13 protein-coding genes are annotated in these 15,905 nt (G+C 57.9%); 7 read left to right on the top strand and 6 right to left on the bottom strand.

Annotation, left to right across the window (positions count from 1 at the left end; translation table 11 throughout):
* Window positions 1-160: 160 nt before the first annotated feature.
* The 3 genes from DXB53_RS04740 to vsr form a co-directional block, all read right to left on the bottom strand.
* Window positions 161-784: an HAD family hydrolase gene (locus tag DXB53_RS04740; RefSeq protein WP_089572377.1), complete on the bottom strand. Its 624-nt coding sequence runs from the start codon at window positions 782-784 to the stop codon at window positions 161-163.
* A 56-nt stretch (window positions 785-840) separates the two neighbouring features.
* Complete coding sequence (locus tag DXB53_RS04735) at window positions 841-1,770, bottom strand: AraC family transcriptional regulator (protein ID WP_158556493.1); 930 nt, start codon at window positions 1,768-1,770, stop codon at window positions 841-843.
* Window positions 1,771-2,267: 497 nt separating this feature from the next.
* On the bottom strand, window positions 2,268-3,254 hold the full coding sequence (vsr, locus tag DXB53_RS10110; RefSeq protein ID WP_233503812.1) for a DNA mismatch endonuclease Vsr: 987 nt from the start codon (window positions 3,252-3,254) through the stop codon (window positions 2,268-2,270).
* A gap of 144 nt (window positions 3,255-3,398) precedes the next feature.
* On the opposite strand from vsr, the gene DXB53_RS04720 reads away from it, so the two are divergent.
* Both DXB53_RS04720 and DXB53_RS04715 read left to right on the top strand, forming a co-directional pair.
* A complete protein-coding gene (locus DXB53_RS04720; protein WP_117583535.1) occupies window positions 3,399-4,184 on the top strand; it encodes an ABC transporter ATP-binding protein in 786 nt (261 codons plus the stop codon).
* Window positions 4,174-6,411, top strand: coding sequence for an ABC transporter permease (locus DXB53_RS04715; protein WP_117583534.1), 2,238 nt, complete (start codon window positions 4,174-4,176; stop codon window positions 6,409-6,411). Before DXB53_RS04720 ends, DXB53_RS04715 begins: the two co-directional genes overlap by 11 nt.
* Window positions 6,412-6,741: 330 nt before the next feature.
* On the opposite strand, the gene DXB53_RS04710 is transcribed toward DXB53_RS04715, so the two are convergent.
* Window positions 6,742-7,707 carry a response regulator transcription factor gene (locus DXB53_RS04710; RefSeq protein WP_117583533.1) on the bottom strand — a complete coding sequence of 322 codons (966 nt, stop codon included), beginning with the start codon at window positions 7,705-7,707 and terminating at the stop codon, window positions 6,742-6,744.
* A gap of 330 nt (window positions 7,708-8,037) precedes the next feature.
* On the opposite strand from DXB53_RS04710, the gene ptcA reads away from it, so the two are divergent.
* The 5 genes from ptcA (at window position 8,038) to DXB53_RS04685 (ending at window position 14,207) form a co-directional block, all read left to right on the top strand.
* Window positions 8,038-9,111: a putrescine carbamoyltransferase gene (ptcA, locus tag DXB53_RS04705; RefSeq protein ID WP_117583532.1), complete on the top strand. Its 1,074-nt coding sequence runs from the start codon at window positions 8,038-8,040 to the stop codon at window positions 9,109-9,111.
* Window positions 9,112-9,244: 133 nt separating this feature from the next.
* Window positions 9,245-10,684 carry an APC family permease gene (locus DXB53_RS04700; RefSeq protein ID WP_117583531.1) on the top strand — a complete coding sequence of 480 codons (1,440 nt, stop codon included), beginning with the start codon at window positions 9,245-9,247 and terminating at the stop codon, window positions 10,682-10,684.
* Window positions 10,685-11,051: 367 nt separating this feature from the next.
* Window positions 11,052-12,257: an agmatine deiminase family protein gene (locus DXB53_RS04695; protein WP_117583530.1), complete on the top strand. Its 1,206-nt coding sequence runs from the start codon at window positions 11,052-11,054 to the stop codon at window positions 12,255-12,257.
* A gap of 368 nt (window positions 12,258-12,625) precedes the next feature.
* A complete protein-coding gene (locus DXB53_RS09885) occupies window positions 12,626-12,808 on the top strand; it encodes a hypothetical protein (RefSeq protein ID WP_147330897.1) in 183 nt (60 codons plus the stop codon).
* Window positions 12,798-14,207, top strand: a complete 1,410-nt coding sequence (locus tag DXB53_RS04685) for an APC family permease (RefSeq protein WP_117583529.1) — start codon at window positions 12,798-12,800, stop codon at window positions 14,205-14,207. Before DXB53_RS09885 ends, DXB53_RS04685 begins: the two co-directional genes overlap by 11 nt.
* Window positions 14,208-14,242: 35 nt before the next feature.
* Here DXB53_RS04685 and DXB53_RS04680 read toward each other — a convergent pair whose 3' ends face one another.
* Together DXB53_RS04680 and DXB53_RS04675 are read right to left on the bottom strand one after the other, a co-directional pair.
* Window positions 14,243-14,434, bottom strand: coding sequence for a hypothetical protein (locus tag DXB53_RS04680; RefSeq protein ID WP_117583528.1), 192 nt, complete (start codon window positions 14,432-14,434; stop codon window positions 14,243-14,245).
* A gap of 759 nt (window positions 14,435-15,193) precedes the next feature.
* Entirely contained in the window at window positions 15,194-15,844 is a 651-nt protein-coding gene (locus tag DXB53_RS04675) for a GNAT family N-acetyltransferase (RefSeq protein WP_117583527.1), read from the bottom strand.
* Window positions 15,845-15,905: the final 61 nt, after the last annotated feature.

The following is a 15,905-nucleotide window of genomic DNA, read 5'->3' as shown; positions in this document are numbered from 1 at the left end:
TGACCTACTCGAGGTCGTCGCCCTTGTGGCGTTAGGTCTGAAAATAATAAGAAGCCTTCGCGCTGCGGAATGATTTTGGAAACTAAGTACGGGGACCCGCCCAAACCGTCCTGCTCAATCGCCCTTGTGGTGTTGGGGCTGAAAGGGTGGGACGCGTGGGTTATTTGGTTGTTAGGGTTAGTAGGTCGTTGGGGGTTTTGAGGTTGTAGGTGGCGTTTGGGATATCTTGGTGTGATCCCCATGCTGCTCGGGCAAAACTGACCCCTGCTGAAGTTGCGCATTGTTCGTCGTAGACGGTGTCGCCAACGTAGACGACGTTGCCAGGATTCGCGCCCGCACGTCGGAGATATTCGAGCATGGGTGCGGGTGCGGGTTTATGTTCGGTTGTGTCTTCGACAAGGATGATGTGCTCAAAATACTTATCGAAACCAAGGGGTGCAATTTCTTTTGCGTATTCGTCGCGCGCACGTGAGGAGACGATGCCAAGTTTGCAGCCGCTATCGGCGAGTGTTGCGATGACTTCAAGCAAACCTGGAAACACGCTGATGGTGCTTTTAAAGCTGGCGGCAACTTGGCACCAGCGATCCAACGTTGCCTGCGAGTAGATCCCAAGTTTCTCAAGGGCATCCTTGCCGGGTATGCCGAGGGCAAAGTCAAGCTCGTGTCGGGGAAGCGTTTTGCTGGTCTCTTCTTGGACAATCTGGACAAGCGATGACAGAACGCTTTCTTCTGTATCTGCCAATGTCCCATCAACGTCAAATACGATATGGTCAAAGTGCTTCATATGATTGCTCCTCTCTGTTGTTTGCCTGCAAGTTTGATGCAGTGACAGAAGAAGGGCTAGCGGGATTTCTGCCTGGTGCTATCGAGATTCTGCCTCGCTGCTCGATAGCTCGAAGGAGTGCACCCCATTTGTTCTTTAAATACCTGGCCAAGATGGCTTGCTGTTATAAATCCGCATTGGCGCGCGACTGTCTGTACCGTTCGCGTGGTGTGTGCCAAAAGTTCGCAAGCACGGTTTATGCGGTATGCGCGTAGATATGCCGCCGGGGTCGTTCCTGCACAAGTTTCGATAATGCGGTAACACTCTCTTTCGCTTACGCCGGCTGCAGATGCCATCTGGGGCACATCTATAGCGGCTGCATAGTTTGCGCGGATAAAGTCCAGGATTGCCTTGAACTGTACGTCGCGGCTGGTCATCCAAGAGGCGCCGTCGGAAGAAAAGAGCGGTTCGGTCTTGGCGTTAATCTGAATCCAGAGCTCTGACAAACTATTTCGAAGCGCCATCTCGTTCTGCGGCTGTTGAAGGTCGTGGCTAAAGGAGCTCTTCAGCAAATCGATAAAGGGCATATCGTCGGGATTGGTGGGCGACCATTTGAGCACATCGACGCCTCGACATTGAAGCAATGGGTTGATGTAGCGCTTTTGGAGACGTCCCGCGGGATCGCCGAGCATCGACGGCTGAAAGATATGCAGCATTTGAATGGCTGGCGCCGAATTGGGTGATTGCAGCGTACTGTGCAAAACGCCGCCGTTGATAAAGCCGGCGGACCCTTCCTCAAAGCGTACGTGCTCATGAGCCGCGTGCGTTCGATAGTCAATCGCTCCCTGCTCCATGTAGAAAAGCTCAACTTCGGAATGCCAGTGCCAGGGGACGGAATTGCCCGGATAGCGAGCGAATTCTGCGCGTTCGGCAATATAGGGCCAGTCTTCGGCGGTCTCGGGAAACGCTTCCTCGCGTCCTCCGCGGTGCAATTCTATGTGATCCATGTTTCGCATGGCATCAGTATAAAGCGCGATGGGCTTAGATTGCTCTTGCCTGTTCGGGGAACGCCTTGTCTAGGGATGCTTGGAGCTTTTCGAAGGAAGCTCGTAAGTTGAGGCTCTGATCGGCTGAGCGCTTGGTTTTTGTGGTGGGGGAGTCGAGGAGACCGTTTCTCTGTGTCGGGGGGAAGGAGAAAAGGTCTGCATGTGTTAGGGATGGCTGCTGTGTTGCGTCATTGGAAGAATGCATGCTTATGCGGCCTCCTCGATGTCCACCAAAAGGTTGCGCTCGGGGTTTGCTGCTAGGTCCCGTGCGCTGGCAGTATTATGCCGCGGCTGCCGCAAAGAAGCGCTAAAGAAAGGCTTAACCTGGTTTGGTGTTACGATGAAACTGCAGGTCAGAGGTATCGAGTAACACTCTTGAAAGGTTTTGAGCTTAAGGGCTTTCTAAGGTTTGTGACGTGGATGTGGCGCGGACGTGCGGAGCGTGTGAATGCTCGCTGTTAGCGCTGCGGCTCTGTGGCGCGCACCTGCTCGATGACCTTTTCCATCGTGGCGTCGATGCGGTCTTTTTTGAGTTCGCATTCCCAGATGGTTATGGGCGTCCAGCCCATTTGAGTGAGCGCTGCCACAGCAGCACGGTCGCGCTCGACGTTGCGACGGAACTTTGCCTCCCAAAACTCAACGTTGCGCTTGGGCTGGCTTGGGTTGCACTTGGGGCAGCGGTGCCAAAAGCAACCGTTGACGAAGATGGCGATCTTGCGGCCGGGGAAGGCGATGTCGGGCTTGCCGGGTACCTTCCATTCCAAACGATAGCCCGTAAGGCCCGCGGCCCGTAGGCGCTGACGTACGAGCAGCTCGGGCTTGGTGTTGGCGCGCTTGTTGCCCTTCATGGACTTTTTGATGGCGGCGCGACGGCGGACCAGTTCGCGCTCGTCAGCGGAGAGGTCCGAGGTATCGATGCCGTCGAGCAGACCGGGCTTGGGACGCTTTTTGCTGCGGCGTTTAGGTGCGCGCTTGGGTTTGGTGGCGGGTTTGTCGGTTGCGTTGGGCGCGGCGTCATCGGCGGAGCTTGCCTCAAGCCGATCTTCCTTTAACTCAATCAGAGCATCGATGAGCCCCTTGTCGGCGGGCATCCACTCCACCGTGGCAAGCGAGGTGCGCGGAATCCAGCGGATATCGAGCTGGCGGTCGTGCTTCTGGGGCTCATCGGATTCATCGGCGAGCGAGCAGTAGTAGCACTCCATGGAGAGATGGAAATCGGGATAGTCATACTCAACGGTGTAGAAGTCACGCAGGTTGGTGACCTTCACCTGCAGCTCTTCCATGAGCTCGCGGCGCACGGCGTCTTCTGGCGTCTCACCGCGCATGAGCTTGCCACCGGGGAACTCCCAAAGTCCCTGCATGTCGCCATAGCCGCGCTGCACAGCCAGTAGCTCGTCGGATCCTTCCTTGCGAATGATCCCGGCGGCAACATGAACAGTCTTCAACAGGAGTCCTCTCTCAACATCAACACGTGGCAGACTACGCTTACCTTACGCAACGGTAAGGCAAGCGTAAGCCATATCGATGGTAGCCGACTCGGCATCTTGCGACTATAGATGCCGTAGACTAATTGCAAGAAAGGACTCGGTATGCAAACCATGCAAGCAGCGACCCCGGTACTGGAGGTCGCGCATCTCGAAAAGGTATATGGAGCGCTGGGCAACGTGACCCGCGCGCTCAACGACGTCAGCTTTACCGTCAACCGCGGCGAATTCGTCGGTATCATGGGTGCCTCGGGCTCGGGCAAGTCGACGCTGCTCAACTGCGTGTCGACCATCGATGCCGCCACGAGCGGCACCATCCGCATCAACGGCCAGGACGTAACGCGCATGAAACAGGCCAAGCTTTCGCAGTTCCGCCGCGAGGAGCTCGGCTTTATCTTCCAGGACTCCAACCTGCTCGATACGCTCACGGCACGCGAGAACATTGCCCTGCCGCTCACCATCGCCCGCACAAACTCGGCCGAAATTTCGACCCGCGTGCAGGATGTAGCCGCGCGTCTGTCTATCAGTCAGGTGCTCGACAAGTATCCCTACCAGATGTCCGGCGGTCAGCAACAGCGCGTTGCCGCGGCTCGCGCGCTCGTCACCGACCCCACTATGATTATGGCCGACGAGCCCACCGGCGCCCTCGATTCCAAGAGCGCCCGCTTGCTGCTCGAGAGCCTGGAGGCGCTCAATCGCCGTCTGCGCGCCACCGTGCTCATGGTCACGCACGACAGCTTTGCCGCCAGCTACACGAGCCGTGTGCTGTTTATCCGCGACGGCAAGATTTTCACTGAGCTGCGCCGCGGCGACACCGACCGCCGAGAGTTCTTCGACCGCATTATGGAGGTCGTTGCCATGATGGGCGGTGAGGGCTCCGATGCTCTGTAAACTCGCTTGGGGCAACGTCCGCCGCGCCGGCCGCGATTACCTTGTCTACTTGCTGACGCTCACCCTGGGCGTCACGGTCTTCTATGCCTTCAATACCGTCTCGATGCAGGTCGACATTGCCGGCATCAAGGAGGAGGGACTGTCCGAGCTCATGGGCAGCATGCTCGGCTACCTGACGTACTTTTTGGCCGGCGTCATGGCCTTTTTGATGGTGTATGCCAACAACTTCATTATGAAACGCCGCAAAAAGGAGTTCGGCCTGTACCAGGTGCTCGGCATGCGCCGCGGGCGCGTCGCCACGATCATGGCGCTCGAGACCGTATTTGTTTCGGTCGGCGCGTTTGTCGCCGGCATTGTGCTGGGCGTGGGGCTCTCCCAGCTCATGACATTCTTTACCGCTTCGCTCTTTAAGACGCAGATCGCCGATTTTCACTTCTTCTTCTCGGTGCATGCGTTCAATCTGACCCTTGCCTGCATGCTCGTGATGTTTGTGCTCACGCTACTGCTGAACCTTCGCGCCGTGCGTCGCACCAGGCTCATTGAGCTCATGGGTGCCGAGCGTCGCAACGAGAGCATCAAGACGCGCAACCCCTGGATCGCGATTGCCATCTTTGCCGTGGGCGTGGCGCTTGTGGGCGTGGCCTATTACCGTCTGCTACGTGATGGGTTCCCGCTGACTGCGACGGACAGCAAGCTGCAAGAGGCCATGAGCCAGTTTGGCATTACGACCGCTATGGTTACAGTGGGTACCTTTGCGCTGTTCTGGGGACTCTCGGGCATGCTCATCAAGCTGCTGCAGAGCCTGCGCGGCGTGTACTGGCGCGGCCTCAACATGTTTACCGTGCGCCAGCTTGCGGCCAAGGTCAACACGGTGTGCTTTTCGATGGGCGTCATCGCGATGATTCTGTTTTTGGCCATTACCTCGGTGACCTGCGGTATGTCGATTGCCAACGTGATGAACGAAAACCTGGAGCGCTATAACCCTGTTGACGTGTCTCAGACGTATGTCTATTACACGCCCGAAACGCTCGACTACTACAAGGAGTATGTCAATCCGTCTGAGGCCGATCGCATGGTGCTGGCCGATGCAACGGTCGATTTGTACGCTGCATGGCATGGCGATCGTAAAGATCCCGATAACGTTGCAGACGGTATTAAGGGCAAGTCGGCGGACAACAACGACGAGACCGGCAAGAAGGTCAATATCGCCGATGTTGCCGGTGAACATGTGCAGATCGATTCGTATCTGAGTTACCCGCTTGGCGGCTCGGGCCCCTCGGTGGTGGCGGGTGAGATGTGCAAGGCCATGGGCGAAAAGCTTCCCAAGGCGCTCGAGGGAAGCAACGCCGATGCGATGGGTCTGTTTGTGACGCCGGCGAGCCAGTACAACAAATTGCGCCAGATGATGGGCGAGGAGCCGGTGAGCATTGGCCGGGACCAGTACTTGCTTACGTGTGATATGGGCGGTGAGCTGGGCGACCTGTACACCAAATACATGGCCGGCGGCCATGCCCTCACCTTGGGCGGGCATGAGCTCAAGCCCGCAACCGATAAGTCGGACGAGGACACGGCGGCCATCGCCAACTCGGCGATGGGCAGCAATCCCGGTACCGTGGTCGTAGCCGATGAACTGCTGTCCCAGCTTAACCTGCAGCCGTATTCCAGTAATCTGCTCGTTAACTACAAACAGGGGATGGATACGACCGAGGCAGACGAGAGCATTAAATACACCTTGCTCGACAATCTGCTCGTTGACGGCAAGGAGCCGGGGTCGTGGGGAGTCTTCATCACGCGTTCCGAGATGTACACGCAAGCAGCGCAGATGAACGGCATGATTAGCTATCTGGCCATCTACATTGGCTTTGTACTGGTCGTTGCGTGCGCGGCAATCCTATCGATCCAGCAGCTCTCCAATGTGGCCGACGGCAGCCGCAGCTATCGTGTGCTGGCACAGATCGGCTGTGACGACCGCCAGATTCGTCATTCGGTGATGGCGCAGCAAGCGGTATTCTTCCTGTTCCCGCTGGCAGTGGGCTTGGCGCACTCCTTTGTGGCGCTCAAGGTGATCATCGAGCTGGTGAGCGTATTCGGCGATATGAGCATCGCCGGCACCGTGGGCCTCACCTGCGCGATTTTCCTGGCGGCCTATGGTGGCTACTTCCTGGTAACGTACCTCATGAGCGCCGGCATGGTACAAGCTGCCATCGCCACCCGCTACAGCGAGTAGCAGACGGGTAAAACCATCGCAAAGCCACTGCGAACAGCCGCCGCGAACGGGGTTCGGACCCCTTTCGCGGCGGTTTTTTGCCTTTCTGGTGCGCCTCAGATGCAAGTGAGTAGACTTTCTTGGATTTGCCGAGCACACCGCGACAAGTGCCCAATAAAACCGCAGGTCAGGGCTGTGTCGATTTGGGGCGTGCTCGGCCTTCTGCAAAAAGCCTACTCACTTGGTTTTCGCTGTTAGAAGGCCGTCGCGAGGGAAAGCAGTTCCCTCGCGACGGCCTTCACGTTTGCCCAGATAAAACCTGCCAAAATAAACCTGTCCCTTTTTGGTAGGTTATCGCTTCCAAAAGTGGAGGATGAGCGTCGTGCGGTTTTGCTGTTCGGTTTTGACCAGGATGTTGTGGATGTGGGTCTTGACGGTGCCCACGGCAAGGAATAGCTCGTCAGCGATCTCTTGGTTCGATTTGCCCAGTACGACCAGACGCATAACTTCGGTCTCACGGTTGGAGAGCTTGTAGGCGTTGCGATAGAAGGGCATCTGCTCTTCGATGTGTCGATCAAGATCGCTGACGTTCTTTTCCTCGGGCGCCTCCTGCATGCGGATTGAAAGCACGTGGTAGGAGTAGATGATCAGCAGAATCGCAAAGTAGCAGGCAAAGACGTTTTCGCTAAAGTTGCGCTCGGACAGATATAGTTGCAGCCAAGAGGGCGCCAGACTCATGGGGACAATCAGAATGTTGTAGAAATCCTCGGCAACGATGCAACCGACCAGAATAGCGCCGATAATCAGGTGCTTTCGTTGGTTGTTAACGCGTGCCTTCAGCTCGACTTGTGTGCTCTTGCGTGCCGTCCAAAAGATATATAGCCCCACGAAAACAAGGAATACCTGACGCATCGTGTAGTAGAGCCATTGATGAATGGGGCCGTAGGGGGCAGCGACGATAATCAGCAGCTCGCTCAGCAAGAACGTTGCGACGGGAATGACAAACTGCTTTTTTGAATGCTTGTCGAGCAAATCCATGGCAATGAGCCAAATAAAAGCCTGCGAAGCGGTCGCCACAAAGGTCCGCAACACAGGCATGGTAATTGAGTAATAGTCGCTGGCTGGAAAACTCTGGTTTTGCAGCGTGTATTCAAAAAAGAAAATCTCGGTCATCTCGATGGCATAGCAGATAAATACGCCGCTGCCATAGATAAAGAAGCGTCGACGAGATGAGGCATAGGCGGCAAGCGAGAGCACCGCCGTCACAATACAGATCACGAGTATCGCTAGGGTATAGAAGAACATCAGGGTGTTCATCTGTCACCGTCCCATCTCATTTATTCTATGGCCGAGTTCTGTATACCTTGTGGGATATAGACGTCTCAACCCTTCGTTTCATTGTGGATTAGGCGCCGAGATACAGCATAGCCGTATACCGTTCGCGGTTCTAGATGGTAAACCCCCTGTAAACTCTTGACCTGCGGGTTTATATTGGTTTAGAGGGGGTGTAACTCCGTGAACGGTCTTTAATCCCGAATAAACTAGGTAAAAATTGCATACGGGTGAATGATGGTCTTGTCAACACGAGGCGTGATGTTCGAGCGCCTCATAGTAATAGTCGGCAAGACCGGCGGAAAGGAAATCGACATGGCACTGCCTAAGGATTTCATCGACACCAACGACTTCACCAAAGAGCAGATCCTGGCTATCGAGGATCTTGGCCTGGCAATGAAGAAGGCCATCAAGGTTGACGGTTATTATCCGCACCTGCTCCGCAACAAGAGCCTTGGCATGATCTTCCAGCAGGTCTCCACCCGCACTCGTCTTTCCTTCGAGACCGCTATGACCGACCTCGGCGGCCATGCTCAGTTCTATGGCCCTGGCACCATCCAGCTCGGCGGTCACGAGTCCCTGGGCGATACCGCTCGCGTTATGGGCTCGCTGCTCGACATCATGATGGCTCGCGTTGACCGTCACAAGGACGTCGTCGGCCTCGCCGAGGGCTCCGCTGTGCCCGTCATCAACGGCATGTCCGAGTTCAACCATCCCACGCAGGAGATGGGCGACCTCATGACCATGCTCGAGAACCTCCCCGAGGGCAAGAAGATCGAGGACTGCACCCTGGCCTTCATCGGCGACGCCACCCAGGTCTGCGTCTCCCTCATGTTCATCGCTTCCAAGGTCGGCATGAAGTTTGTCCAGTTTGGACCTAAGGGCCACCAGATCCCCGACGGCGGCCTGCACGTTGGCACCGTCGAGGAGCGCGCCGAGTTCGGCAAGCAGATGATGGCCATCGCCGAGGAGAACTGCAAGGTCTCCGGCGGCTCTGTCGTCATCTCCGACGACATCGAGTGCATCAAGGGCGCCGACTTCATCTACACCGACGTGTGGTATGGCCTGTACGACGAGGAGGTCTCGGGCGAGAACTACATGGACGTGTTCTATCCCAAGTATCAGGTCACCATGGACATGATGAACTTCGCCGGCCCCAACTCCAAGTTCATGCACTGCCTGCCGGCCACCCGCAACGAGGAGGTCGTCGACGAGGTCATGGACGATCCCGAGCGCTCACTGTGCTGGGTCGAGGCCGAGAACCGCAAGCACTCCATCCGTGCTCTCCTTGCCGCCCTGGGCAAGCGCACCCCGCTCAACGACGAGGGTGTCGAGTACTCCGCCAAGGCTGAGCTCCACGCCGCTCTCGAAGCTCTCGAGCAGCTCTAAGCCTCAAGGCTTCTAAAAGCACGTTTGCGGGCGGCGGATGCTCGTCTCCTGTCGCCCGCTCACCGAGGCCCAAGCAATTGCCTTAATACCTTAGGGCCTCGGATCTGTCCAAGACTGAGCGAAGGAGCTCATCATGAGCGACGGAAAGAAAAAGCTTTCCTTCTTGACGGTCATTTCGACCATCATCTGCGTCGTCTTCGTTTGCGAGGCCGCCGCTCCTGCTGCTGCCATTGGCAACCAGCAGTTCTTCTGGTGGATCTTCCTGATCCTGACCTTCCTGCTTCCCTACGGCATGGTTGTCGCCGAGCTCGGTACCACCTATGACGGCGAGGGCGGCATTTACGACTGGGTACGCGATGGCCTGGGCGACAAATGGGGCGCCCGCATCTCGTACTACTACTGGGTCAACTACCCGCTGTGGATCGCCTCGCTGGCTACCATGTTCCCCGACATTTTGGGCATGGTCTTTGGCGTCGAGTTCAACTTGATCGCCAAGATGGGTATCGATCTTGCCTTTGTGTGGATCGTCTACCTCATGGGCCGCTCCAAGGCGGCCGACTCCGAGTGGGTCCTTAACGGTGGCGCCATCATCAAGGTCGCCGTCGCCGTTATCGTTGGCGCTTTGGGCATTTGGTATGCCATGGAGAACGGTTTTGCGAACGACATGTCCGCTGCCACCTTCCTGCCCGAGCTCACCAACACCAACGCTCTCGGCTACCTGTCGATCATCATCTTTAACTTCATGGGCTTCGAGGTCATCTGCACTATGACCGACGACATGGCCGATCCCGCTCGCGATATCCCCAAGGCTATCATCGTCGGTGGCCTGTCCATCGCCGTGATCTACCTGTTCGCTGGCTTTGGCATCGGCGCTGCTGTGCCGGCCGATTCCATCGACCCCGACTATGGCATGATTGTCGCAGTCCAGACCATGGTGGGCGACTCCATGATCTTCAAGGTCATCTGCATCGCCTTCCTGATCACCCTGTTCGCCAACATGGCCGCCTGGTCCTTCGGCGTCAACTCCGTCGCCCGCTACGCTGCCGAGCACGGCAACATGCCCAAGGTCTTCGCCTCGATGATTTCGGATGATGACATGCCCAACGGCGCCAACCTGGTCAACGCCGTCGTTGCCTCCCTGGTGCTGTGCCTGCAGCTCGTTCCCATCGACGCCATCTCCAACGGCGTCTTCTGGATGCTCTTCGGCACCTCCGTCGTCTTCCTGCTGCTGACCTACATCCCGATGTTCCCGGCGTTCCTCAACCTTCGCAAGAACGACCCCGACCGCGAGCGCATCTTCACGTTCCCGTTTAAGGGTGCCATGATGAAGGTCATGCTGGCCATCCCTTGCATCGAGCTGATCCTGGCCATCGTTGCAACGCTGGTGCCGCTCTCCGCCGCCGAGATTGGCGACAAGCTCCCGATGATCGTTATCTTCATCGTGCTTCTGCTCATCGGCGAGGTTGTCCGCGTCGTCAGCGCCAAGGGCCGCGAGACCGAGTACAAGGGCCTCACTCCCGAGCTGGCAGCTCAGCGTCTCGCTGAGGAGGCCGCCGAGGCCGAGGAGAACTAGAGCACCCGGTTCTGGGACTCCGACCCTCCTCGCGTACCAACGTGCGCTTCGTCGGGCTTGTCGTTCCCGACTCTGGGCACTCCGGCCTCTTTGGAGGCGTGCCCAAGCGACAGGTTTGCTAACCATTCCCTGGGGTGGGTGTGAGCTATTGCTCCGGTAACCACCGCCCACCCCAATCTCTCTTCCGTATCCTTCGTGCGTTCTGTCTCCGCGCACCGGGTTACGTCGTCGCTTGCCGGTGCGACTCCGTGAAAACCGGCGCCGGGCGCCCCGACCTTTGCCGGGGAACGGGCGCCTACCATCTCTTGGTTTTAGGCTGCGGGTAACCCGCCCGCGGCAAACGATCGTTCGATTTGGAGGAAATCTTATGCGTACGATCACCGAGTCCGAGTCCACCCCCAAGGCCGACGGCTTCTTCATGCCCGCCGAGTTCGCCCCGCAGGATCGCGTGTGGATGGGCTGGCCCCACCGCACCGACACCTGGGCCCACGGCGCCAAGCCTGCTCAGAAGCAGTATGCCGCCATCGCCCGCGCCATCTCCGAGTTCACCCCGGTCTATATGTGCGCCAACCAGGTCGACTATGCCAACTGCAAGGCCGTCTTCGAGAACGACGAGAACGTCACCGTCATCGAGATGACCACCGACGACGCCTGGTTCCGCGACACCGCCGCCACCTACGTCATCAACGGCAAGGGCGAGAAGCGCGCCAACCACTGGCACTTCAACGCCTACGGCGGCCTCGTCGACGGCCTCTATTTCCCGTGGGACAAGGACGAGCAGATCGCCCTTAAGATGGCTGAGCTCTCCGGCTGCCGTCGCTATCGTCCCGACGACATGATCCTCGAGGGCGGCTCCATCACCGTCGACGGCGAGGGCACCCTTGTCGTTACCGACCAGTGCCTCCTGTCCCCCGGCCGCACCTGCTCTGCGGTGCTCGAGGAGGAAGAGGATCCCGAGTCCATCTGGCCCAAGTACCACAAGAAGTTCGAGCCCTGGAGCGAGGAGCTTCGCGAGTACATGAACGAGCACCTCAAGGATTACCTGGGTGTCGAGAAGGTCATCTGGGTCAAGGAGGGCATCGACCCCGAGGAGACCAACGGCCACATCGACGACGTCGCCACGTTCATTGCCCCGGGCGTCATGGCCTGCATCTGGACCGACGACCCCGAGTACCCGTTCTACGAGCAGTGCCACGCTGCCTACGAGACCCTTTCCAACGCCGTTGACGCCAAGGGCCGCAAGCTGAAGGTCTACAAGCTCTGCATGCCCGTGAACCCGCTGTTCATGGACCAGGCTTCCTGCGACACCATCGACGCCGACGAGAACGCCGAGCCGCGCGTCCCCGACGAGCCGCTGATCGCCTCCTACATGAACTACCTTGTCACCAACCACGGCGTTATCGTCCCGCAGTACGGCGACGAGAACGACCAGCTGGCCGTTGACACGCTCCAGAAGATCTATGACGAGGTCTGGGGCGAGGGCGTCTACAAGTGCGTCGGCGTTCAGTCCGAGCAGGTCGTCTTCGGCGGCGGAAACATCCACTGCATCACGCAGCAGGAGCCGTCCGCTTAATCGTCTGACTTTCCGAGGCACCCCATCTCGCCGCTCAAACCGTCGCTCGCGTACCAAAGTACGCTTCGCTCCTCTTTCGCGGCGACCTGGGGCACCTCGAAAACCCAGCCGATCAATCGGACAATCGGCGAATCGAACCATCTTGGGGCATTGATGGTCGGCTTGCCCGATGTCTTGGTCGGTTGGGTTTTCTTTGGGCACTCCGTTGCCTCCACATCGGAGTGCCCTTTTTCTTTGATTGAATACGCGTCTGATCTGGGATTTATTGCGGGTTAGGCCAATTGTTCGCTTGAATTTCCCAGGTCAGACGCGTATTCAATTGCTGATAGTTTCCGGTTGCGAGCGCGACCGTTTTGATCGGAGTATCTATGTACCAGCGTATCGTTGTCTACACGCGCCTGTTCCGCGAGCGTTGGTCCAACAATTGCATCCTCTCTTCTCTTTGGGATGGCACCTGCACCGGTGACGCGGCCTGCAACCCTACCTTGGGCTGCGCCTTCGGTACAGATGCCATCCTTTTTGCTGTAGGGGGAGCGTGCCATGGCAGGTAAAAAGTTCTCCCTGTTCGAGGTCATCCTCTCGGTCATCTGCGTTGTCTTTACCATCGAGGCGGCTGCTCCGGCATCTGCCATGGGTAACGTGCAGTTCTTCTGGTGGATCTTCCTCATCATTACGTTTTTGCTTCCCTATGGCCTGGTGGTGGCCGAGCTCGGTACGGCGTTCGATTCCGAGGGCGGCCTGTACGATTGGGTTCGCCTGGGCTTGGGCGACCGTTGGGGCGCCCGTTGCTCCTGGTGCTACTGGGTCAACTTTCCACTGTGGGTGGCAAGTATTGCCTGTATGTTCCCCAGTGTCATCAATGCGGTATGGGGCATCGAGTTTTCGCTCGGGGTTCGAATTGCCATCGAACTTACCTTTGTGTGGGGCGTCACGGTCATGGCGATGCACCCGGTGTCCGAGGCCGATTGGGTCATGGACGGCGGTGCCGTCATCAAGGTGCTCATTACCGCCGTAGTGGGAATCGTCGGCATCTGGTTTGCCTGCAATAACGGCTTTGCAAACGATATGTCGTTTAAGACCTTCATTCCAGATTTGGGCGACACCAATTCGTTGACGTACCTATCGATCATCCTGTTCAACTTTATGGGCTTCGAAGTGGTCGCGACCTTTGCCAGCACGATGAAAAACCCATCGCGCGATATCCCCAAGGCGGTTATCGCTGGTGGCGTTGCCATTGCGGCAATCTACATTATCTGCGGCATCGGCATTGGAGCCGCGGTTCCCACCGAGCAGCTTTCACTCGATTCGGGCATTGTGGACGCGGTCGCCGCCATGTTGGGGCGCAGCCATCCGCTGACGATGGTCGTGGGCGTGGCCTTTTTGGTGACGCTGTTCGCCAACATGATCTGCTGGAGCTTTGGCGTCAACAACGTGGCGAGCTATGCCGCGCGTCATGGCAATATGCCGCGTCCCTTTGCGCTGGTGTCCAAGAAGACCGGCATGCCCAATGGCTCGGCAATCATTAACGGATGTTTTGCCAGCCTGGTACTACTGCTTCAGATTCCGCTGGGCGAGGGCTCCGACGTCTTTTGGGTTTTCTTCTCGATGAACGTCGTCTTCTTGCTCATGAGCTATATCCCGATGTTCCCGGCGTTTTGGCGTCTGCGCAAATATGACGATCGCCCGCGTGTGTTCCGTGCGCCCTTCGAGGGCAAGGTACTCGCGGTGGCGCTCGCGATTCCCGTGGTAGAGCTCGTGCTTTCGATTGTCGCTACGATTGCGCCGCTCAACAGCTCGACCGCCGAAATGGCAAAGCTGCCCATTCTCATGGGTGTGGTGGTCGGCGTGTTGCTGGGCGAGGTTTCGCGCCTCATATCGCGCCGCGGCCGCAGTGTCGATAATCCCGGCGTTGGTGCAAGGGGGACAGGTTTCTTTGCACCAAAACAGTAGCGCCGCGAGCTGCGCGGCGCTTGCTGTGTCTTGGATTACTGCTCGCAGTGCTCGGGATCAGAAGCGAGCTTAGGCGCAAAGTAGGGAACGTGGCCCAGGTACGGACAGCCGTCCGGGCGCTCGTCGACAACGCAGGGGATATCTTCGTAGGTGAGTGAGTCGCTCAGGCGGGCGATGGTCTTGGCGGCAGGAGCGACGAGCATCTTGAGCGGTGCGATAGGCGCCATGGCATCTCCTTTCTTGCATGCGACCCGTGTTTTGGCGCGAATGTATACGCCGCCAGTCTAGCATTCCGCCGAGGAGAGCTCCAAACCACCACAAAGGGGACAGGCACCTTTGTGGTGGTTTTGGTGTTTGACCAGATAATACCTGTTATCGCTCCCGGGCAGTCGTTGGGGACGTTCTAAAACGGTTATATGTCACTATCCAATAACGCCTCTGAACTGGGCCACTATTAGATTATGGAAAACACTACTGCAAGATTATGGCAAATGATACTGTCAGATTATTGCGTGTGCTGCTGTAGTCGTCGGGGGCCTGCCTTATGAGCGCCGGCATGGTGCGAACTGTCATCGCTGCCCGCTGCAGCGAGTAGCAAGCGGGCAAAACCGCCTCAAAACCAGCGCGAACAACCGCCGCGAAGAGGATCGGATCCCTTTCGCGGCGGTTGTTCGCCTATCTGGAGCGCCTCAAAACCAAGTGAGTAGGCTTTTTTGGATCTGCCGAGCATATCACGACAAGTGCTCAATAAAACCGCAGGTCAGCGCTGTGGCGATTCGGGGTGTGCTCGGCCTCCTGCAAAAAGTCTACTCACTTGGTTTTGGCTGCTAGAAGACTGCCGCGAGGGAAGGCAACTTCCTCGCGGCGGTTGGCGTTTACCCAGATAAAACCTGCCAAAATAAACCTGTCCCTTTTTGGCATGTCCCTTTTGGCGTGGCTGATTGCTTTGGGCTGTCTTGGAGAAAGCCCGTGAGGCGGCACTCAAGCTAATCCTGCGTGTCGCCTCCGTACATGTAGACGATAAAGCCGTCGCCGGTGTCTTGGCTGTGATCTTCCAAGATGCGCTTCATGTTGAGGTGCTCGTAGAACTGCCAGTCGGAGCTGCAGTCGCTCATCAGGAAGAACTTGGTGCAGCCTGCCCGGGCGAGCTCGGCGCGCGCAAGGTCGATGAGCGCGCGGCCGAGCCCCTTGCCCTGCCACTCGGGCACGATGATGATGAGGTTGAGTTGGCCCTGGGCATACTCATTGCCCGTGGCGGCAAAGCGGTCGGCCGTGGCCTTCTCGCGGCTGTCGCCAAAGAGCGAGCCCTCGAGCTTGGCGTCGGCGGTCTTCGCCATCTCGGTTGCCTGGGCGAACATCTCGTCGTAGCAGGGTACCCACGTGGGGTTGGTACGCGGCTTGCCGTCTTCGAAGATGCCGATGCAGCAGGCGGCGATAATGCGGCCCTCGGCCTCGGCGACAAGCGCGATGGGGGAGCGCTGCAGCTGCATGGCGATGTTAAAGCGCGCGCAGAAATCGGCAGCTTCGACGTCGCCGCGGTTGCGCAGCGTGTTGCACCACAGCTGGTTGTAGATGGCGGCGATGCCGGTCAGGTCATCAAGTGTGGTGGCGCGCAGGGCTACGTTGTCAAGGCTCATGGAGGCTCCTTCCGGGTTGGGTCAGGCCACCTCTGAGTGTGACATGGCCGCAGGGCCGCCG

The organism is Collinsella sp. OM04-5 (assembly GCF_003439125.1).
In the GTDB taxonomy this organism is placed as follows: Bacteria; Actinomycetota; Coriobacteriia; order Coriobacteriales; family Coriobacteriaceae; genus Collinsella.
The sequence above is the reverse complement of the archived record's forward strand: the minus strand, read 5'-3'. Positions and strand labels throughout refer to the sequence as shown.